The organism is Candidatus Regiella endosymbiont of Tuberolachnus salignus, assembly GCF_964020115.1.
GTDB classification, from domain to species: Bacteria; Pseudomonadota; Gammaproteobacteria; order Enterobacterales; family Enterobacteriaceae; genus Regiella; species Regiella insecticola.
In genome coordinates this window covers 365,351-384,435 of the sequence record NZ_OZ026542.1, presented here as the reverse complement: position 1 = coordinate 384,435, position 19,085 = coordinate 365,351, and the positions used below count along the sequence as shown (strand labels likewise).

The 19,085-nt window shown below is 42.0% G+C and carries 15 protein-coding genes and 6 pseudogenes; 14 read left to right on the top strand and 7 right to left on the bottom strand.

The window, feature by feature from the left end; all coding sequences use genetic code 11:
* Window positions 1-932 precede the first annotated feature (932 nt).
* From nadC to AACL30_RS02060, 3 pseudogenes are all read left to right on the top strand, one after another.
* Window positions 933-1,841, top strand: a pseudogene (gene nadC / locus AACL30_RS02070) (carboxylating nicotinate-nucleotide diphosphorylase); the annotation flags it as partial.
* Between the two features lie 10 nt (window positions 1,842-1,851).
* Window positions 1,852-2,094 (top strand): annotated as a pseudogene (locus AACL30_RS02065) (transposase); the annotation flags it as partial.
* A gap of 51 nt (window positions 2,095-2,145) precedes the next feature.
* Window positions 2,146-3,194, top strand: a pseudogene (locus AACL30_RS02060) (IS481 family transposase).
* Window positions 3,195-3,303: 109 nt separating this feature from the next.
* Here AACL30_RS02060 and AACL30_RS02055 read toward each other — a convergent pair.
* The 4 genes from AACL30_RS02055 to AACL30_RS02040 form a co-directional block, all read right to left on the bottom strand.
* Entirely contained in the window at window positions 3,304-4,191 is an 888-nt protein-coding gene (locus AACL30_RS02055) for a tyrosine-type recombinase/integrase (RefSeq protein ID WP_339057646.1), read from the bottom strand.
* 332 nt (window positions 4,192-4,523) lie between these two features.
* Window positions 4,524-4,712: a hypothetical protein gene (locus AACL30_RS02050; RefSeq protein WP_339057645.1), complete on the bottom strand. Its 189-nt coding sequence runs from the start codon at window positions 4,710-4,712 to the stop codon at window positions 4,524-4,526.
* Between the two features lie 600 nt (window positions 4,713-5,312).
* Window positions 5,313-5,450 (bottom strand): hypothetical protein, encoded by a 138-nt coding sequence (locus AACL30_RS02045; protein ID WP_339057644.1) that lies wholly within the window; start codon window positions 5,448-5,450, stop codon window positions 5,313-5,315.
* A gap of 288 nt (window positions 5,451-5,738) precedes the next feature.
* Window positions 5,739-6,671, bottom strand: coding sequence for an IS5 family transposase (locus AACL30_RS02040; protein WP_339057292.1), 933 nt, complete (start codon window positions 6,669-6,671; stop codon window positions 5,739-5,741).
* A gap of 210 nt (window positions 6,672-6,881) precedes the next feature.
* On the opposite strand from AACL30_RS02040, the gene hldE reads away from it, so the two are divergent.
* Entirely contained in the window at window positions 6,882-8,324 is a 1,443-nt protein-coding gene (gene hldE / locus AACL30_RS02035; RefSeq protein ID WP_339057643.1) for a bifunctional D-glycero-beta-D-manno-heptose-7-phosphate kinase/D-glycero-beta-D-manno-heptose 1-phosphate adenylyltransferase HldE, read from the top strand.
* 40 nt (window positions 8,325-8,364) lie between these two features.
* Here hldE and dusA read toward each other — a convergent pair whose 3' ends face one another.
* The gene (gene dusA, locus AACL30_RS02030) at window positions 8,365-9,396 is read right to left on the bottom strand and encodes a tRNA dihydrouridine(20/20a) synthase DusA (RefSeq protein WP_339057642.1); all 1,032 of its coding nucleotides are present in this window, start codon (window positions 9,394-9,396) and stop codon (window positions 8,365-8,367) included.
* Window positions 9,397-9,491: 95 nt separating this feature from the next.
* Here dusA and AACL30_RS02025 point away from each other — a divergent pair.
* The 4 genes and pseudogenes from AACL30_RS02025 to AACL30_RS02010 form a co-directional block, all read left to right on the top strand.
* Window positions 9,492-10,212: pseudogene (locus AACL30_RS02025) on the top strand (site-specific integrase); the annotation flags it as partial.
* Window positions 10,213-10,315: 103 nt separating this feature from the next.
* Window positions 10,316-11,494 carry an IS21 family transposase gene (gene istA, locus AACL30_RS02020; RefSeq protein WP_339056344.1) on the top strand — a complete coding sequence of 393 codons (1,179 nt, stop codon included), beginning with the start codon at window positions 10,316-10,318 and terminating at the stop codon, window positions 11,492-11,494.
* Window positions 11,491-12,288: an IS21-like element helper ATPase IstB gene (gene istB, locus AACL30_RS02015; protein WP_339058365.1), complete on the top strand. Its 798-nt coding sequence runs from the start codon at window positions 11,491-11,493 to the stop codon at window positions 12,286-12,288. Before istA (AACL30_RS02020) ends, istB (AACL30_RS02015) begins: the two co-directional genes overlap by 4 nt.
* Window positions 12,289-12,345: 57 nt before the next feature.
* Window positions 12,346-12,540, top strand: a pseudogene (locus AACL30_RS02010) (site-specific integrase); the annotation flags it as partial.
* 56 nt (window positions 12,541-12,596) lie between these two features.
* Here AACL30_RS02010 and istB (AACL30_RS02005) read toward each other — a convergent pair.
* Together istB (AACL30_RS02005) and istA (AACL30_RS02000) are read right to left on the bottom strand one after the other, a co-directional pair.
* Complete coding sequence (istB, locus tag AACL30_RS02005; RefSeq protein WP_339058365.1) at window positions 12,597-13,394, bottom strand: IS21-like element helper ATPase IstB; 798 nt, start codon at window positions 13,392-13,394, stop codon at window positions 12,597-12,599.
* Complete coding sequence (istA, locus tag AACL30_RS02000; RefSeq protein WP_339056344.1) at window positions 13,391-14,569, bottom strand: IS21 family transposase; 1,179 nt, start codon at window positions 14,567-14,569, stop codon at window positions 13,391-13,393. The genes istB (AACL30_RS02005) and istA (AACL30_RS02000) overlap by 4 nt, the downstream gene beginning before the upstream one ends.
* 101 nt (window positions 14,570-14,670) lie before the next feature.
* Between istA (AACL30_RS02000) and AACL30_RS01995 the strand changes: the two are divergent.
* The 6 genes and pseudogenes from AACL30_RS01995 to AACL30_RS01970 form a co-directional block, all read left to right on the top strand.
* A pseudogene (locus AACL30_RS01995) lies at window positions 14,671-14,856 on the top strand (tyrosine-type recombinase/integrase); the annotation flags it as partial.
* 544 nt (window positions 14,857-15,400) lie between these two features.
* On the top strand, window positions 15,401-15,667 hold the full coding sequence (locus tag AACL30_RS01990) for a hypothetical protein (protein ID WP_339057641.1): 267 nt from the start codon (window positions 15,401-15,403) through the stop codon (window positions 15,665-15,667).
* Between the two features lie 267 nt (window positions 15,668-15,934).
* Window positions 15,935-16,144, top strand: coding sequence for a hypothetical protein (locus AACL30_RS01985; protein WP_339057640.1), 210 nt, complete (start codon window positions 15,935-15,937; stop codon window positions 16,142-16,144).
* A gap of 171 nt (window positions 16,145-16,315) precedes the next feature.
* Window positions 16,316-16,519 carry a hypothetical protein gene (locus AACL30_RS01980; RefSeq protein ID WP_039908350.1) on the top strand — a complete coding sequence of 68 codons (204 nt, stop codon included), beginning with the start codon at window positions 16,316-16,318 and terminating at the stop codon, window positions 16,517-16,519.
* A 389-nt stretch (window positions 16,520-16,908) separates the two neighbouring features.
* Window positions 16,909-17,223: a phage tail protein gene (locus AACL30_RS01975; protein ID WP_339057639.1), complete on the top strand. Its 315-nt coding sequence runs from the start codon at window positions 16,909-16,911 to the stop codon at window positions 17,221-17,223.
* Window positions 17,224-17,645: 422 nt separating this feature from the next.
* A complete protein-coding gene (locus AACL30_RS01970; RefSeq protein ID WP_339057638.1) occupies window positions 17,646-19,010 on the top strand; it encodes a hypothetical protein in 1,365 nt (454 codons plus the stop codon).
* Window positions 19,011-19,085: the final 75 nt, after the last annotated feature.

Genomic DNA, 19,085 nt, shown 5'->3' with positions numbered 1-19,085 from the left:
GCGCTGCATTTTTTATTTGCCGAGATCAAAATATCACCCTTTAACAAGGTGAATAAGCTTAACAAAATTCTTATTTTGCCATCCATACAGAGAATATGCGCCATGATGCGATAAACCGATTGCTAACGACAAGCGACGACAACACAGAATCAAGCTAAAATAATTTGGCTATATGTAATTCTATCCCCCTTTGTGATGATAACTATCTCACATTCGACGATACTCTCGTCGATAAAAATTTCCAGTACTACTGTTTTAGCAGTAAGCCAGAATTAGCAAACCAGATGTTGGCACGGTTATTTGATGAAGGATACCCGCCTGTTGGATCACGGCAGACTGTGTGGTTGATGATCAAGATATCAGGGAAAACCTGACCCTATGGGGGATGTGGCCTAACTACGACTGTAGTAATTAGAGCCTATTCGAAATCTCTTGTGCTTGCTGATACTTTAGACTACTTACATCACCTACTTCGTGGTGTGAATTCCGCGTTGCGCGGTGCACACAGTCCTCATGTACTCATATTAACGAAAATTGCTTTGCGCCGGGCGATTTGACTTCATAGAGCTACGGTTTTGCACAGGGCGGGATCTAACTCATTAATTAATCAATTTTAGATTATAAAACACACAATTTGTGTATATTAATTAAACATATGAGAAAATTTCGTCTGCGAAATGCTTAAATATTGATCTTATTGATGACAAAAAATACAAAGTGGAATCCCGCCCTGCAGTTTTGCAAGAGATTTTATCAAAAAGGACTCAGAATGCGCATCTACGTCCTTAGTTTTTGTACAAATAAGGCTTCTACGCTTTTTCATCCATTTTTTCATACATTGAGTATCGCTCAAAAAAAATTTCGAATAAGCTCTTGGGACGAAGAAAATATCAAGGAAATTTTACCTGCTATTGATCACTTAGGAATTTTTTATGCTAATACACAAACACTGTTCAGATAGCCGTCGTACCACATTGTTAAAGGCTATTGAACATGATATTCCCATTATTGTTGCCCTTGCATTAAGTGAAGATCTTGGCGGTGAAGTCGATGCTACTTGTGATGTCACTGCACAATTGCTTCCAGCAGATAAACAAGCGCATGCTGTCATTATTACCCGCGAAGCTGGAATTTTCTGTGGTAGCAGGTGGTTAGATGAAGTATTCAAGCAACTCGGTAGTACAGTTAAAATAGAATGGCAGGTTGAGGATAAAAAAACATTAAAAGCCAATGATACTCTTTGCCATTTGTACGGACCCGCCCGTACTTTGCTTACTGGTGAACGTACTGCGCTCAATTTTCTACAAACTTTGTCGGGTATCGCAACCCATGTTAGCCACTACGTGGCGAAATTAGATAAGCTTAATACAAAATTACTTGATACCCGTAAAACCATACCAGGCCTGCGTACAGCACAAAAATATGCCGTACTTTGTGGCGGAGGTGAAAATCATCGATTATGTTTATCAGATGCTTTTTTGATCAAAGAAAATCACATTACTGCTGCCGGATCGATCAAACAGGCTGTAGAACAGGCTCTGTTACTACAAAAAAAATTGCCGAAAGCGCGCGGCTCCATCGAGATTGAAGTTGAATCCTTAGATCAGTTAAAGGAAGCCTTGGCGACGGATGCAGATATTATTATGTTAGATAACTTTACTAGATCCGATATAATCGAAGCGGTCTCAATAAGAAATTCAATTAAAGAATCGGCTCTGTTAGAAGTCTCTGGTAACGTTACTTTAGATAATCTGCGTAGCTATGCTAAAACTGGTATTGATTACATTTCTGTTGGTGCATTAACCAAACATCTTCATGCATTAGATCTCTCCTTAAGTTTCCTCTCTCCTGTGGCAATATCGAATGAGCAGCTATCAAAAGACATTAAAAGATCACGGTATCACACAGAGTATGTCAAGGAAGGGTAACTGCCTGGATAACGCGGTTGCAGAATGCTTCTTCGGAACACTGAAATCTGAATGTTTTTATCTGGAGAAGTTCGGTAGCATAGACGAACTAAAAAATGGCATCGATGAATATATCGACTATTACAACAGCAAAAGAATCAGTTTGAAATTAAATGTAAAAGTTTGAATTTAATCTGACATTCTAATATGTTTAGTATGAGATAAAGGAGTGTTAGAGATGAATCAAACAGCAAAAATAATCAAACTGAAATTAGGCTTATTGGAACTGGCGAAACAATTGGGTAATGTTCAGTCAGCGTGTAAAGTCATGGGCTACAGTAGGGACAGCTATTACCGGTTTAAAAAGCTGTTGAGCAGGGAGGTGAACCAGCGCTGGTAGAGATAAGTCGTAAAAAACCTATCGAAAAAAACCGGGTAGAACCGCATATAGAACAAGCGGTGGTGAATATGGCTTACGACTATCCTGCTTATGGACAACACCGCGTAGCGAATGAACTCAACCGACAGGGGATAATGATTTCGGGCAGTGGTGTTCGCTCGGTTTGGTTGCGCCATGACCTAGAAAATATCAAGAAACGCCTTTCTGCCTTGGAAGCTAAGGTAGCGCAGGAGGGATATTTACTCACCGAAGCCCAGCTGCAAGCACTGGAAAAAGTGCAAGATAAACGGGAAGCACAGGGTGAAATTGAAACGCAACACCCGGGCTATCTCGGCTCTCAGGATACTTACTACGTGGGGCACATTAAAGGCGTCGGTAAAATTTATCAGCAGACCTTTATTGATACCTATTCCAGAGTCGCCTTTGCTAAGGTCTATACAGAGAAAAATGCCTTGGTTGCAGCAGATGTGTTAAACGACCAGGTGCTGCCATTCTATGATGAGCAAGCGGTTCCCTTATTGCGTATCCTGACTGACAGAGGCTCAAAATACTCGGGTAAAAAGGAAACCCATGCCTATCAGCTTTACTTGGAGCGAGAAGATATCGAACATACGCGGACAAAAGCGTACAGCCCGCAGACCAATGGGTTCTGTGAGCGGTTTCATAAAACGATGAAAAATGAATGTTATGACGTCATGTTTCCGCGTAAAATTTATTCATCATTGGAAGACATTCAGCAAGACATCGATAAATGGCTCACATTCTACAACACAGAGCGACCTCATTCAGGCAGGTATTGTTATGGCAAAACCCCCTGGGAAACTTGGATTGCATCAACAGAGCTTGTGTCTGTCAGGTTAAGTTTGAGCTACTACAATTTATTATAAAAATCAATAAATTAAAATACATAAATCACAATCAATCGAAATCAGGTCAAAATGCCGAGCAAAGTATTTCGTATATCTTACTTGATAAGCTAAAAATCATGAATTGATATCAGATTTCGTCCCACTCACTCCCTCTGCTATCACGATATTTATCTGTCATGGCAGAGGATTTATGCCCCAGCAATTTTTGTGCAAAATCCTTACCTCTGGCTTCACTGTGTAGCCTCGCGGATAAACTTCTGATTTCGTGAAATGAGGGCGGTGTACCCTGCCATTGCAAACCAGATTTTTCTCTTGATCCTGTAAAACCTTGAGACAAGCTTCTAGGATTGAAGTGAGTTTTTTTCTTCCCTATAAATACGTACTCTTCATCCCTTATTTGTTGCCGACAATCATTGAGAATACCTTCAAGGTTCTTATCAATCACTTCCAGACTCAAGGTTAAGGGTATCGCCAATTTCATTCCTGTTTTCTGTTGCTTTACCCACCATTTACCATCATAAATATCGTGCCACCGCATCCGTTGGATATCTCCCACTCTTTGACCTGTGAGCAAGGCTAAATCCATACTCAGCGCTACCCATGGCTGCCGTTTGTTTGCCACCCCTCTAATTACCAGAAAATCTTCCAGTGATAAGCGTTCACGCTGTACCTGTACACGAGGGCTTTTTGTCGCTGTAGCCGGATTGGTCGCCAAATGCCCTTCTGCAATGGCTTCGTTAAACATATCGATCAACAAACTGCGGATTAATTTGGCGGTGGTGGTTTTATCTTGATTGCTGTAACTGTTTATAAATTCAGCAATCTCTTTGGTGGTAAGGGTATTCAGCGTTTTATCAGCAAAAGCATGGGTAATGGCTGCTAATCTTGATTGGCAGTCTGCGAGTGTCTTATAGCATAGGTGGTATATGACACCAGAGCGTACCCATCGGCGTACTTGTTCCATGCAACGCGGGCGGGGTTGGTTTCCATTCCATTGCTTAAGGCTGACTTCCATTGTCGTTTTCTCTTTGTTAAGGTTAAAAATGTCATCACGTCGTCCGTGTTTTAAACGGAAAAGTTACAGAAGGTAATTTGAATAAATTTATTTCAACAATAAAAAATAATGACGGCTCCTCTTTAATAAAAAGAAGTCCGTCAGTGATGAAAAAATAAGAGGGTGAATGACGATCAATCAACAAAAATAATAGTATTGACAATTTTCAGGTATTATTACTCTTCATCCTCCTCCTTATTTTTAGCAAAAAAATGGCGTTAAATATCTATCCGATAAAAATAACCGAAATCAAAAGAGCGATTATTTTTCTTTTATTCTTTCATGATATTTTTTTAATTTTCCAGCGCAGCAATAATATTATCGCTAGCGCTTTCAGCATAATGCTGGATCAGGTAATGAATAAAATTATCTGGTGTGACCGTACATTCACAATGAACGCTCACCGAAGCGGCGTATTTTTCCAGTGTTTGGTAGAGTGGGGTGGAAATAGTTATTTTCTTTTCAGTCTCAGTAGATAACATGCGTTTTCTCCTGCTTAAATAAACACATTAATCGAGTAAACCAGGTTTTATTTTTTTCTCTCTTTTGAGCGGCGAATACTTTATTTCTCAATGCGCGTTTCCGCGCTCTGCTTTGTCTATTACTCATTACAATCTCTCCTCTCTTCAATACACCGTATTTCACACGGGATAACGTCTGGGAAAAATAACGATCAAAACCGGTTTGATGACAAAAGGTTTTAAATTTCCGCAATGAATTTACTTTTGCCTTTGGGTCGATAATACGTATTCTGTTTTTTATTATCGTGATTTCCCTGGTGCTCAAACACGGGATAAGATACTGCACGTAATAAAGAAATTTCTTTTTGTGGCACGCCCAAGGAAAACAGCATCGCTGTTAGCGCTAAGGTTAATTGGTGTAAACGGTGATTGCGTCACCGTTATTGTTGTGTGAATATTTATGTTTTCATGATGTAGGACTCCGTGGGTTGATGATGCGATATTAAATTCTTTGTCGTGAGTGAAATGCTCGTCCCAAGGGTAAATTTTGCATGCAGAAATTCTTCACAAATATATTGTGATTAATAAATCCCCCAAAATAGTTATCTGGGAAGAGATCAATTAATAACTAGAATGATGAGCTACACGATTGTGGCTACGTTGAGCGAATAAGTTAATTTCACGTTCTTCCCACTGTGCCAGTGTTGAGTTGAGCGTAGAAACGTTCGATTGTGCTGCCTCCTCGAGTGATTGCTGCATTTCGCTGATGACCCTTTCTGCATTCTCACGCTTGCGGAGGCAACGCCGGATAACCTTATATCTTGATCATTAACTTTCAAAGGTTGATGATCCCCAATTGATCATTGGGATGTCACCGGTGAGTTTGTGGATAACCTTAGGGAAGCCCTGAAAAACCGATAATGAATGCTATATTTTGAGCTAATAGCGTTAATTCTTAAAGTCATGTAATAAAAAAGAAAATCAATGCACTCTTTTTTTACGGTATAAGAGACGGCGGATACACTTTTTTTCAGTATCAATGGAAAATCAGGGGTTACAGAGCAGGATTTTTCTAGCGAGAAAGAGATTGGTCAAAGCAAATAAGCTGAATAACTGCGCGGTATTTTTTGCCAAGCCCTTGTAGCGCACTTTTCTAAAGTTGAACTGACATTTTAACACCCGAAAGGGATGTTCAACCTTAGCCCGGATTTTCGCAATAAGACTTTGCCGATGCCGATGTTTCTCCCATACCTGCTGCTCCTGCCCGGGCAAGGCCAATACCCTCCGTCGGGGGATGTGCCAGATGACCGCACGATGTTGATGTTCACTGCGTCGCATCACGCCTTTATAACCGGCATCACCATGGACAACCTCTTCTTGGCCGTGAAGAAGGTGATGAACTTGCGTTACCTCGGCTACATTCGCCGAGGTTCCTACCAGGGAATGCACCAGACCCGTCTGTGCATCCACACCAATATGCGCTTTCATACCAAAGTAACACTGATTGCCTTTACGGGTGGCTTTCATTTCAGGATCGCGGCCATTTTGCCGGTTTTTAGTTGAACTGGGTGCATGAATGATCGTAGCATCAACAATACTACCCCGTTTGATAAACAGCCCACACGAAGCTAAATGCGCATTGACCTCTTCAAACAATGATTCGCTTAAATGATGTTTTTCCAGCCAGTGTCGAAAATGCAGAATGGTGGGATCGGAGGGAATCGCATCGACGGAGACACCGGTAAATTGACGTAGTAAGGGGATGTCATATAACGCTTCTTCCATCGATAAATCAGCGTAATTAAACCCATTTTGTAAAAAATAAATCCGCAGCATCACCTCTAAAGGTTTTGCCGGTCTTCCCCCTTTGGCTGTTGGCTTAGGATAATTGATACTGAGTTTAGACAGAATTTTTTCCCAGGGAACTATCCTATTCATCTGCGCTAAAAAGTCGCCTCGTCTCGTCGATTTCGTTTTCATTTCACTATTAACCTAAAAAAATTATTAATGACAGAATAGACTACTTTTAGCGGTTTTTCAGGGCTTCCATACGTTATTTGGCGAACACCCGCAGCCAACAACGCGGCGGCTTCAAAGGCGAAGGGTATAAAGTCCTTTTGTGATAATATCCGCTCCCTATTAATCATTTCATTTTGGGGCTAAATGAATGTGGGTTTCAGGAGTTAATCGATGAAAATGACACTGCCTTTTTTCGAACGCGCCAAGGTATTGGTAGTGGGTGATCTTATGTTAGATCGCTATTGGTATGGCTCGACTAACCGTATTTCACCAGAAGCACCGGTGCCTATCGTGAAAGTGGATACCAATAGCATTGAAGAGCGACCAGGTGGTGCGGCTAACGTGGCTATGAATATTGCCGCTCTTGGTGCCAGCTGTTATGTCATTGGTCTGACCGGGGTAGATCTCGCAGCTAACATACTAAAAGAGAAATTGAAGCAAGCGAAGGTTGTTTGTCAGTGTATTGAATTACCTCATCATCCTACTAATACTAAACTGCGGGTTATTTCACGTCATCAGCAGTTAATTCGCTTAGATTTTGAAGAAGGAGACAGCTTTACCGAATTTGATCCGCAACCGCTTTTAATCTGTGTTAAAGAACGGTTACCAGAGATTAGTGTATTGGTGCTGTCTGATTATGCTAAGGGGGCGCTTAACAATGTTCAAGAATTAATACAATTAGCGCGGATGAATAATATTCCAGTGTTAGTCGATCCTAAAGGGCGCGATTTTGAACGCTATCGGGGTGCAACGCTGTTAACGCCGAATCTGTCTGAATTTGAAACGCTCGTGGGACATTGTAGCAATGAAGATGAACTGGTGACGCGCGGCATGCAACTCATGGCCTCTTTTGAATTAACTGCTTTATTGGTAACCCGTTCTGAAAAAGGGATGACATTATTGCAATGTAACAAGCAACCGTTACATTTCCCCACACAGGCAAAAGATGTTTTTGATGTGACCGGTGCCGGAGATACGGTGATTGGTGTATTAGCCGCCGCTTTAGCCGCAGGAGACACGCTGGAAGAATCCTGTTTTTTAGCCAATGCTGCCGCAGGGGTGGTTGTAGGCAAATTGGGAACCTCGACAGTGTCACCGATCGAATTAGAAAGGGTGATCCACGGTGAAAGTAACACCGGTTATGGCGTGGTTACAGAGCAACAGTTACAACTTGCTATTCAAGCAGCGCGGCGGGGAGGAGAAAAAATCGTTATGACCAATGGGTGCTTTGATATTCTCCACGCCGGACATGTTTCCTATTTAGCCAATGCGCGTAAATTAGGGGATCGCCTGATTGTGGCTGTTAATGATGATGCTTCCGTGGGGCGCTTAAAAGGCAAAAATCGGCCAATCAATCCATTGAATCAACGCATGCAAGTATTGGCTGCTCTGGAAGCGGTTGACTGGGTTGTGCCTTTTTCTGAAGATACTCCCGCGCGATTAATCGCTGAAATTTTGCCCGATGTGTTAGTGAAAGGGGGCGATTATCAACTGCAAGATGTCGCAGGAAGAAAAGAAGTACAGGCGGCGGGGGGAGAAGTAAAAATACTTAATTTTGAAGAAGGCTTATCAACCAGCAAACTCATCTCAAAGATACAAAATTCACTAGAATAGTCTGAGAGATTATAAAGTTAACCAAATTCTTATAAGGCTCTCAGCCCTGAACAAAAGATAATGCACGCTCAACTACAGCAGCATCCGCCCGAGGTTGATGAGCGTGCTCGCTTAAATAACGTCGCCACTGACGCGCTCCGGGCATCCCCTGAAATAGACCGAGAATATGTCGAGTAATATGCCCAAGGTGGGCTCCGCGAGACAATTCTTGCTCAATATAAGGATATAACGCTTTTATTACTGCTACTTTATCTGTTATTGCCGCTTGAGGATCAAAAAGTTTACGGTCAACCTCAGCCAAAATCGCCGGATTTTGATAGGCTTCGCGCCCAATCATCACACCGTCAACATACTTGAGATGATCAGCGGCATCCTCTAATGTTGTGATCCCACCATTAATAACAATGGTGAGTTGTGGAAAATCACGTTTAAGCTGATAGACACGAGGATAATTTAGCGGTGGAACCTCTCTATTTTCTTTGGGACTAAGCCCCGATAGCCAAGCTTTGCGAGCATGAATAATGAAAATATGACAGCCCCCTTTGTTGGCTATGGTATCTACAAAGTCACATAAAAATTCGTAGCTATCATGACTATCGATACCAATGCGCGTTTTCACCGTGACAGGAATGGAAACAGCATCATTCATTGCTTTAATACAATCAGCAACTAAATCCGCTTCACCCATTAAACAGGCGCCAAAACGACCATTTTGTACGCGATCCGAAGGGCAACCAATATTGAGATTAATTTCGTTATAACCTCTCTGTTGACCCAGTTTGGCACAATCCGCTAGTGTTTTTGGATCACTGCCACCCAATTGCAAAACCACAGGGTGATCTTGTTCGCTATAAGCCAGATAATCTGCTTTTCCATGGATAATGGCGCCAGTGGTCACCATTTCGCTATACAGCAAGGTTTGTTTAGTGAGTAAACGATGAAAATAACGGCAATGGCGATCAGTCCAATCGAGCATCGGCGCGACGGAAAAACGATGGGCAGGGTATTTTAGCTCAGTGCCGCTGTTATCAATGGTTGGTGGGGGAGGGAGGGTTGCTTTATTTTCGTGCATTTTTTGTCTTTATGTCTTATTTTTGTATTCTTGGTACACCACAGGGTACACCATTAAAATGGTGTACCCGGATACGGATACAGGAAATGGAAAGTATGGCTTACTATAACATAGTAAAACGTCCACGTGCTGACGGTACGGTACCGCTGCACAGCTGGCGTTAAGGAAGGCGGCAAACATCTGCACCGCGAAACAAGAACCTTCGGAAAATTAGCTCAGGCCAAAACATGGGGGACAAAACGGGCAGCTGAACTAGAAGAAAACGGCGTACCCAACAGCAGCGACATCGAGAAAATAACCGTTGGCGAACTACTAAAACGTTATATTAACGATCCAAATCTTGGCGGCAAAGCAGGTCGTACAAAACGCTATGTACTGGACATGCTGTTGGATTGCGACATAGCCGATACCTTACTTGCAGACCTTTCCACAAGCCACGTTATCGAATACTGTCGCCACAGAAACGGCGCAGGTGCTGGCTCATCCACTGTTAACCACGATGTGAGTTACCTCTCTTCTGTACTAGCTTCTGCCAAACCTGTTTACGGTATTGACTACATAGCCAACCCCGCCACCGATGCCAGGCCGCTTTTGCTGCAAATGGGGCTGATTGGAAAATCTAAACGCCGTAGCCACCGTCCGGTAAGTGATGAGTTAGATAGATTGCTTGTGGGACTGGAAGCTAGAAGCGGTCATGTTGCTGCAAAAATTCCGTTTGTCGATATTTTGAATTTCTCAATACTCAGTTGTATGAGGGTCGGTGAGGTGTGCAAAATCAGGTGGGAAGATATTGATGAGAAGCAAAAAGCGGTACTGTGTCAGCGCTAATGATAAAAGACCGTAAATTGCTAATTTAATTTGTCCACTCAAGCCAGAATGCAGTTTCCTTTGTGGTGACAAAGCCATGAGGGAAATAAGCATGCTAAGAAGAGAGGACCACTACATGATAAAACAACGCCATCAACAGGGGGCATTTATTGTTGATATTGCCCATCAGATAGGGTGTTCAGAAAAAACGGTGAGACGGCACATTAGCTATCCTGCGCCGCCAACAGCAAAACGCGGTAAAAAACAGGTTGCTAAACTCGAGCCCTTTAAAGACTACATCGATTCAAGGTTGAGTGAACAGGTTTGGAATGCGGCGGTTATTTTTGAGGAAATCCGTGAAAAAGGCTACCGGGGTGGGAGTGCGATGCTCCGACGTTATATACATCCCAAACGTCCGCTCAGGGCCTCGAAAAACACGGTACGCTTTGAAACCCTCCCCGGTTATCAACTTCAACACGATTGGGGAGAAATCATCGTTGAGGTGGCAGGCTCTGCCTGTACGGTTAATTTTGCCGTTAATACGCTCGGTTTTTCGCGTCGCTTTCATGTCTTTGCTGCCCCTAAGCAAGATGCTGAGCACACGTATGAATCGCTGGTTCGCAGCTTCAATTACTTCGGTGGCAGCGTAAAAAATGTCTTGGTAGATAACCAAAAAGCCGCTGTTATCAAACATGGACAAAATGGCCACATCGAGTTCAATGCGGGCTTCCTGCAACTGGCTAATCACTATGGGTTTAGCCCTCGCGCCTGTAAGCCTTATCGACCGCAAACGAAAGGCAAAACCGAACGGATGGTGGGCTATGTTAAACACAATTTTTTCACTCGCTACCGTCAGTTTGAGAGTTTCGCTCATGTTAATCAACTGCTAGCGATGTGGCTGGCGAAAGTGGCAGACCAGCGTCATCTTCGTCAATTCAAGCAGACACCGGAAAATCGTTTTGCTGAGGAAAAAATAGCCTTGATGCCACTCCCTGCGACTGATTTCGATACCAGCTACTTCGACCTACGACAAGTGGCATGGGACAGCTATATCGATGTCAGAGGTAATCGCTATAGCGTGCCTTCATTCTGGTGTGGTCGTGCGGTTAATATTCGTATCGGTTTAGATAATACGCTACGTATTTACGGCGATGAGCAACTGCTCGCGACGCATCTCTTGCAGGAGGTAACGCAGGGCTGGCAAAAGGTGCCAGAACATCATCAAGCCCTTTGGCAACAGGTCAATCGAGTAGCGTCTCGTTCGCTCAGTGTGTATGAGGAGCTACTCTGATGGAAATGGAAAACTTGTTGATACGGTTAAAAATGGATTACCTGGGCGATGCGTTGGAGAGTTTATGTGAAGAAGCCACCAAGAAAGCACTGAACTACCGTGAATTTCTCCAGCAGGCATTAGCCCAGGAATGGAACGGGCGTCACCAAAAAGGCTTGGAATCGCGGTTAAAACAAGCACGTTTGCCGTGGATAAAAACCTTGGAGCAATTTGACTTTACTTTCCAACCAAGTATAGACAGGAAAATTATCCGCGAGCTGGCGGGGCTGAGGTTTGTCGAACATCATGAAAACGTCATTTTGTTAGGCCCACCTGGGGTAGGGAAAACGCATTTGGCGATAGCGCTGGCTGTCAAGGCAGCTACAGCTGGGCATCGGGTATTGTTTATGCCTCTGGATAGACTCTGCTGTACCTTAATGAAGGCAAAGCAAGAAAACCGTCTGGAACGCCAACTTCAGCAACTGTGCTATGCCAGGGTATTAATACTGGATGAAATCGGGTATTTACCGATGAATCGCGAAGAAGCTAGCCTATTTTTCAGGTTATTGAGCCGTCGTTATGAAAAGGCGAGCATCATTCTCACATCAAATAAAAGTTTTACTGATTGGGGGGACGTATTCGGTGATCACATTTTAGCAACTGCGATTTTAGACAGGCTTTTACATCATTCAACCACATTGAATATTAAAGGAGAAAGCTATCGACTCAAAAATAAACGCAAAGCAGGCATGTTGCCTATAAAAACGACTGATATTATCCAGGCGCCTGGAATAGAAACCCAACAGGAAAATTAGCAAAAACTGGACATTTTAAAGTAGCAAAAAGTGGTCAATCTAAAGTAGCGTTGACAACTGGTCAGGGACAGGAAGGATCCTCGTAAAAAATCAGGTAATCATATGCTGGTACCGTTGCTTGGCGACGCATGGACTATCGTGCAGCACCAGCCGAAAACTAGTGAGTTAATTTTCCCGTATAATTTTCGTTCTGTCACTGCCGGTTTTCAACGTGTCCGAAATGCCTTGGGTATTAAAGATCTGCGTTACCATTGTCAACGCTACTTTAGATTGACCACTTTTTGCTACTTTAAAATGTCCAGTTTTTGCTAATTTTCCTGTTGGGTTTCTATTCCAGGCGCCTGGATAATATCAGTCGTTTTTATAGGCAACATGCCTGCTTTGCGTTTATTTTTGAGTCGATAGCTTTCTCCTTTAATATTCAATGTGGTTGAATGATGTAAAAGCCTGTCTAAAATCGCAGTTGCTAAAATGTGATCACCGAATACGTCCCCCCAATCAGTAAAACTTTTATTTGATGTGAGAATGATGCTCGCCTTTTCATAACGACGGCTCAATAACCTGAAAAATAGGCTAGCTTCTTCGCGATTCATCGGTAAATACCCGATTTCATCCAGTATTAATACCCTGGCATAGCACAGTTGCTGAAGTTGGCGTTCCAGACGGTTTTCTTGCTTTGCCTTCATTAAGGTACAGCAGAGTCTATCCAGAGGCATAAACAATACCCGATGCCCAGCTGTAGCTGCCTTGACAGCCAGCGCTATCGCCAAATGCGTTTTCCCTACCCCAGGTGGGCCTAACAAAATGACGTTTTCATGATGTTCGACAAACCTCAGCCCCGCCAGCTCGCGGATAATTTTCCTGTCTATACTTGGTTGGAAAGTAAAGTCAAATTGCTCCAAGGTTTTTATCCACGGCAAACGTGCTTGTTTTAACCGCGATTCCAAGCCTTTTTGGTGACGCCCGTTCCATTCCTGGGCTAATGCCTGCTGGAGAAATTCACGGTAGTTCAGTGCTTTCTTGGTGGCTTCTTCACATAAACTCTCCAACGCATCGCCCAGGTAATCCATTTTTAACCGTATCAACAAGTTTTCCATTTCCATCAGAGTAGCTCCTCATACACACTGAGCGAACGAGACGCTACTCGATTGACCTGTTGCCAAAGGGCTTGATGATGTTCTGGCACCTTTTGCCAGCCCTGCGTTACCTCCTGCAAGAGATGCGTCGCGAGCAGTTGCTCATCGCCGTAAATACGTAGCGTATTATCTAAACCGATACGAATATTAACCGCACGACCACACCAGAATGAAGGCACGCTATAGCGATTACCTCTGACATCGATATAGCTGTCCCATGCCACTTGTCGTAGGTCGAAGTAGCTGGTATCGAAATCAGTCGCAGGGAGTGGCATCAAGGCTATTTTTTCCTCAGCAAAACGATTTTCCGGTGTCTGCTTGAATTGACGAAGATGACGCTGGTCTGCCACTTTCGCCAGCCACATCGCTAGCAGTTGATTAACATGAGCGAAACTCTCAAACTGACGGTAGCGAGTGAAAAAATTGTGTTTAACATAGCCCACCATCCGTTCGGTTTTGCCTTTCGTTTGCGGTCGATAAGGCTTACAGGCGCGAGGGCTAAACCCATAGTGATTAGCCAGTTGCAGGAAGCCCGCATTGAACTCGATGTGGCCATTTTGTCCATGTTTGATAACAGCGGCTTTTTGGTTATCTACCAAGACATTTTTTACGCTGCCACCGAAGTAATTGAAGCTGCGAACCAGCGATTCATACGTGTGCTCAGCATCTTGCTTAGGGGCAGCAAAGACATGAAAGCGACGCGAAAAACCGAGCGTATTAACGGCAAAATTAACCGTACAGGCAGAGCCTGCCACCTCAACGATGATTTCTCCCCAATCGTGTTGAAGTTGATAACCGGGGAGGGTTTCAAAGCGTACCGTGTTTTTCGAGGCCCTGAGCGGACGTTTGGGATGTATATAACGTCGGAGCATCGCACTCCCACCCCGGTAGCCTTTTTCACGGATTTCCTCAAAAATAACCGCCGCATTCCAAACCTGTTCACTCAACCTTGAATCGATGTAGTCTTTAAAGGGCTCGAGTTTAGCAACCTGTTTTTTACCGCGTTTTGCTGTTGGCGGCGCAGGATAGCTAATGTGCCGTCTCACCGTTTTTTCTGAACACCCTATCTGATGGGCAATATCAACAATAAATGCCCCCTGTTGATGGCGTTGTTTTATCATGTAGTGGTCCTCTCTTCTTAGCATGCTTATTTCCCTCATGGCTTTGTCACCACAAAGGAAACTGCATTCTGGCTTGAGTGGACAAATTAAATTAGCAATTTACGGTCTTTTATCATTAGCGCTGACACCATGATCTGCGCCGCGAAGGGGCTAGCCGTCTATTTGAGGCCGGATTCAGTATCGAAGAAGTAGCTCAGATAACAGGTCACCGCTCATTAAACGTTTTATGGCAAGTTTATACCGAATTATATCCAAAATCCCTCCATGAGAAATTTTATGCTTTGCAGGGAACAAACCGTACTGGCAAATAACCTTGTACCTTGAATTTTGTGTAGCTTGTTATAACCTTGACACGAGTTTCACTCTGTAGGAAAAAAGATAAGAATGGTAATGAGATGTCAGATTATAGATGTACGAAAGACCTACAGTGATTTCTTTACTTTAAATGCAATTATTTAACTTTAAACATCATAAATCGTTGTACAGGTTGTTAGTCAAAATCATTAGCATGAGATTTATCCAGAAATCTATTTTTACCTCCCGCCTGAATCAGGCTACATTAAGAGACATTACCTATGACGACCCTTCCTGGATACGTAAGCCTGAATATACTGTATTTCCTCGTCGATTTGAACCGAGCGAATTGACAGGATGGACGCTCAATTTTAATGCAGGATTCCTGTCAATTTCATGCCGCACCAAAGAAAGCGAATGCGACTTATGGATATCGTCATCATGAATACCAATAATTTTACTCGTTATCTCTAAAATCGTTTGTACCAATGGGCTGAATGGTATAGCAGAGGGAATTTTTCGGGTTTAGGTTATCCCTCTTGCTCCATTGAATACCGCATTATGACGGAGGGTAATGTTTTTCGTCTCCCAGGCTCTAAACCGCTGCCCATCCATGCCGCCGCTGAAGAGATAGAACGCTTGGTCAACACGATGACCCAACAGAATCCTGTGATGGCACAGGCATTACGATGTCACTATTTCAACCGAGGCTCCTTACGCTACAAAGCCAAAAAATTGGCGATTTCTCACACTCAGTTCAAAAATTATGTGGATATGGCTCACCAATGGTTATTAGGTCGCTTAAGTAGCCGTCTTGAAATAGTCTGATGTTTTTTAATTTTTTATTTATGTTGTCAATACAAATCGGGTATAAATTACCTAGGCTGTTGCTACTGTATTTGAAATGCCTGCTTAGGCGGGCTTTTTCGTTCAATTTAACTCAAAAAACGTTTCCCCATTACTGCTAAATCATGCCTACATGAACGACTCACTGATATTGTGCATCAGCACGCCAATCAAATAACGGCAGCAGTCCGCCAGATTAATGCGTTGCACACTGATCTACAAGCGATGGAGCGACAAGAACCCGGACAAATGAAGCTAGCTGAACTGACAGAAGCGCATCTAAAAATGCTATCTGATATCACTGCTCTCCAAAAAAACATCATGTCCAGTCAGGCTCAGATAGAGACGACCCTTTGGCAAAAAAAAGGTAGAAGAGGTGAGGCGCTCACAGTTGTTGGCCTTGCTGAGAAAGTACTTGCTCATTTTATGTGGATTGGGCACCGTCCTGTTTATTTTTAGTACAAAGATTGATGTGATAAAAATTATCGCTCAAATTTTGGTGTGATCGATGTAAGCCACATTTATTGGCACGACGATTTTCGTTATAACAAATCAATATCAAATCTTGAAGGGAGACATGGTGGGTAAAAACAGGGCTATATCAATGCAGGTTATAAAGGTGGGTTACGTATGAGCCTAGAAGCATTAGGACAAGTAGTAGCAAAAGCCGCGCCATTATGGGGGAGCGCCTTGGGGGGATCTGCGAGTGCCACAATGATTGATAGCTCAGAAGAGTTAATACAGCGGGTAGAGTCTGATCCGCAGGCTCACTTGAAATTAATCGAAATACAATCGAACCATGAAATCGAACTGCAACGTATTCAACTCGTTTAATCTTTACGTCATCGCCAACCTTTTATTGACGATACCTTTTATGCTTCTCAGCACCGGTCTCTGGAATTTCTATCTCAGAATGGCTTGAAATTCAATTCATTACTAAAACAGGCTGCTTATTTTACTATTAGGTAACAAGTCTACTGAAGCAGAATCAGCAATGGTTTATTTCTTCCGGTACTTTTTATAAAACAACATAAAAGCGTTATGTATTTATAGGATTCCCCCATTGTCGTTAGTAATACTAACCGCCAATGGGTGGCGCTATTCTTTTTTTTCTAAAGCAATCTAAATAAAGTTCAGTCAAAAAATGCACAGTCATTAACTGATCGTAATGAGGTTAATGGATTTCTTTTAACTCATTTCCTACGACACAAGATGACGACTGTATGAGCACAACCCTATTTTCTCTTACGATGACTCAAAAAGGTGATACACGTTTGAGCGAAGCGAGTGCCCCCGCTGGTACCAAACTGCAATTAACGCATATAGTGTTAGGCGATAATCGCACACCTATAGCGGATCTTAAACAGACGAGTCAGATAAGAAACGAAATTTATCGCGCGACATTAGATCGCGCAACGGTTGATACAACAAAAAAAACCGTCGTCTGCGTGCTGCTCATGCCTGAGAACAAAAAGGACTTGGAGGTTCGTGAAATTGGCGTTTTTGAGCATTCGTACGACAGGAAAATGATGCACTGAAAGCCTGTTATTATGGCAATAATTCGATTTTTAACGTAACCGGACTAGATTTGGAACGAAAAGCGCTCAGCATGACCCCTTAACGTATGAAGAAATATGCTGTCATTCCTCACCAGGACAGCTAATAAGACTTAACCTATAGATATACACATATTCCATTCAAGAATTGCCTCGCCATTGTGCGGGGCAATTGCGTTTTTGCATGTATGTAAATATTTTTTTGATAAGAAAGTATCATCAATAAAAATATTTTAGCTATTAAAAATAACCCGCTTTTGATGAGTATTTTCACTTATTCTCCCTTAACCGAACAAAACTGCCTCTAGCTGTTATGAAATAACCATCACCAGCATACGGAGCATACGCTTACGCTTCATAAAAATACAAATCTACATCCAGAGAAAAATAATCGAGGAACAAAAATGACTGAAACAACCAAAATTGATAATTCAAATCATATGGAAAATACATTAAACACAGAATCAATCGAGGCTTCCATAGAAGAGATTTCTGAAAATCAAGATAATAAAATACAATACGATATAACATACCAAAAGGCTAAAAAATACCTTAAAGAGGTCGGGTTTTTATCAGAAGAAAGTTTTGTTTATCCTGAACAAGTGGTGGATGATATTTATCGTGCTCTTGCAGCAGATAAGAAAAATTTAACAGGATTAGCATCAAAATTAACTGATATTACAGAAGTCCCTCAAGAAAATGATAAAAAATCAATATTAAAAGACTTATCAACGAAAAAAATTCAAAACTTTTTCATTCAAACTATCTTTAAAAAAGACAGTTTCCTTGAGTTTGTTGCTGATTTGGTAAAATCCAAGGACGATGACAAGAAAACAGTAAAATATGTTTGGCAGGATATTTTAGATAAAATAGCACACTTGAAGCCAGAAACCATAAAAAAAATAGAAAAAGACATTATCTTTCCTTGTATGCCAGTATTCGAATATTACGCAGATATTCCTAACATGGGAAGGTTTAGAATATTTAATAGACTTGAATATTTAGTCATTGGCTCTATCCCCTGGGTATATATTCATGCTGCTCTACATTTTTTAAATGACAATAGCATCGATTTTAATCCGTATATTGAAGAATATCTCCTACAAATAGGAGCCTTCTTAGAACATGTAATAAAAAAAGGCAGTATCCCTGAGAAAGTAAGATACTTTTTAATTCCTGTAGCCTTATCTTATGCGATAAAAAATACTGATGTATTAGTAGAGGAAATTCTTAATTCGCCCGTTCTAAGGGAAAAAGTCGTTACGGAGTTTTTTAACTCGGTAGATAAAGAAAATGAAGAAATTAAAGCAATACTTCCAATCAATAAATTTATAAAAGCAATGGATGGATATAAAACTCGTACAGAATTAGCTAAAGAGAAACTAGCTAGTATAGGTATTATTGATAATGAAGGCGCGATTGCAGCTTACAAAGCTGCACCTGATTCTTTTCCTTCGACTATCGATGCTAGACTACCAAACCTCACTGAGATCTTTGCAAAGCAAAATGAAGAGATTGCTAAAAAATTTAGCATATGGCAGAAGATTGCCCTTACAGATGCCATTGATAGACTGTCATTACAAGAAGACAAGGATTTTTTTAATCTTGGGAAAGTATCTTATGCTAAATTTGTTTTCACAGAAAAAGAATGTTATTACGGGATGAAGGAAACGTATATAGAAGATAATGCCCCTAAGGTTATGGAGTTATCTCTTCCTTATCCGCATTGTTCAGATATTACAGTATTAAAAATCATTGAATATATATAGTGTTATTTGTATAGAATATTTTCACACGACTCGATGGTTTATTCTCTCTCCTGATGACGACATGCGATATAGATT

Excerpts from the sequence above, each read along its gene's own strand:
- AACL30_RS02055 (WP_339057646.1), bottom strand. The coding sequence starts at position 4,191 with ATGGAAGTCAGCCTTAAGCAATGGAATGGAAACCAACCCCGCCCGCGT.
- AACL30_RS02050 (WP_339057645.1), bottom strand. The coding sequence starts at position 4,712 with ATGTTATCTACTGAGACTGAAAAGAAAATAACTATTTCCACCCCACTC.
- AACL30_RS02045 (WP_339057644.1), bottom strand. The coding sequence starts at position 5,450 with ATGCAGCAATCACTCGAGGAGGCAGCACAATCGAACGTTTCTACGCTC.
- AACL30_RS02040 (WP_339057292.1), bottom strand. The coding sequence starts at position 6,671 with ATGAAAACGAAATCGACGAGACGAGGCGACTTTTTAGCGCAGATGAAT.
- hldE (WP_339057643.1), top strand. The coding sequence starts at position 6,882 with ATGAAAATGACACTGCCTTTTTTCGAACGCGCCAAGGTATTGGTAGTG.
- dusA (WP_339057642.1), bottom strand. The coding sequence starts at position 9,396 with ATGCACGAAAATAAAGCAACCCTCCCTCCCCCACCAACCATTGATAAC.
- istA (WP_339056344.1), top strand. The coding sequence starts at position 10,316 with ATGCTAAGAAGAGAGGACCACTACATGATAAAACAACGCCATCAACAG.
- istA (WP_339056344.1), bottom strand. The coding sequence starts at position 14,569 with ATGCTAAGAAGAGAGGACCACTACATGATAAAACAACGCCATCAACAG.
- AACL30_RS01990 (WP_339057641.1), top strand. The coding sequence starts at position 15,401 with ATGACGGAGGGTAATGTTTTTCGTCTCCCAGGCTCTAAACCGCTGCCC.
- AACL30_RS01985 (WP_339057640.1), top strand. The coding sequence starts at position 15,935 with ATGAAGCTAGCTGAACTGACAGAAGCGCATCTAAAAATGCTATCTGAT.
- AACL30_RS01980 (WP_039908350.1), top strand. The coding sequence starts at position 16,316 with ATGAGCCTAGAAGCATTAGGACAAGTAGTAGCAAAAGCCGCGCCATTA.
- AACL30_RS01975 (WP_339057639.1), top strand. The coding sequence starts at position 16,909 with ATGAGCACAACCCTATTTTCTCTTACGATGACTCAAAAAGGTGATACA.
- AACL30_RS01970 (WP_339057638.1), top strand. The coding sequence starts at position 17,646 with ATGACTGAAACAACCAAAATTGATAATTCAAATCATATGGAAAATACA.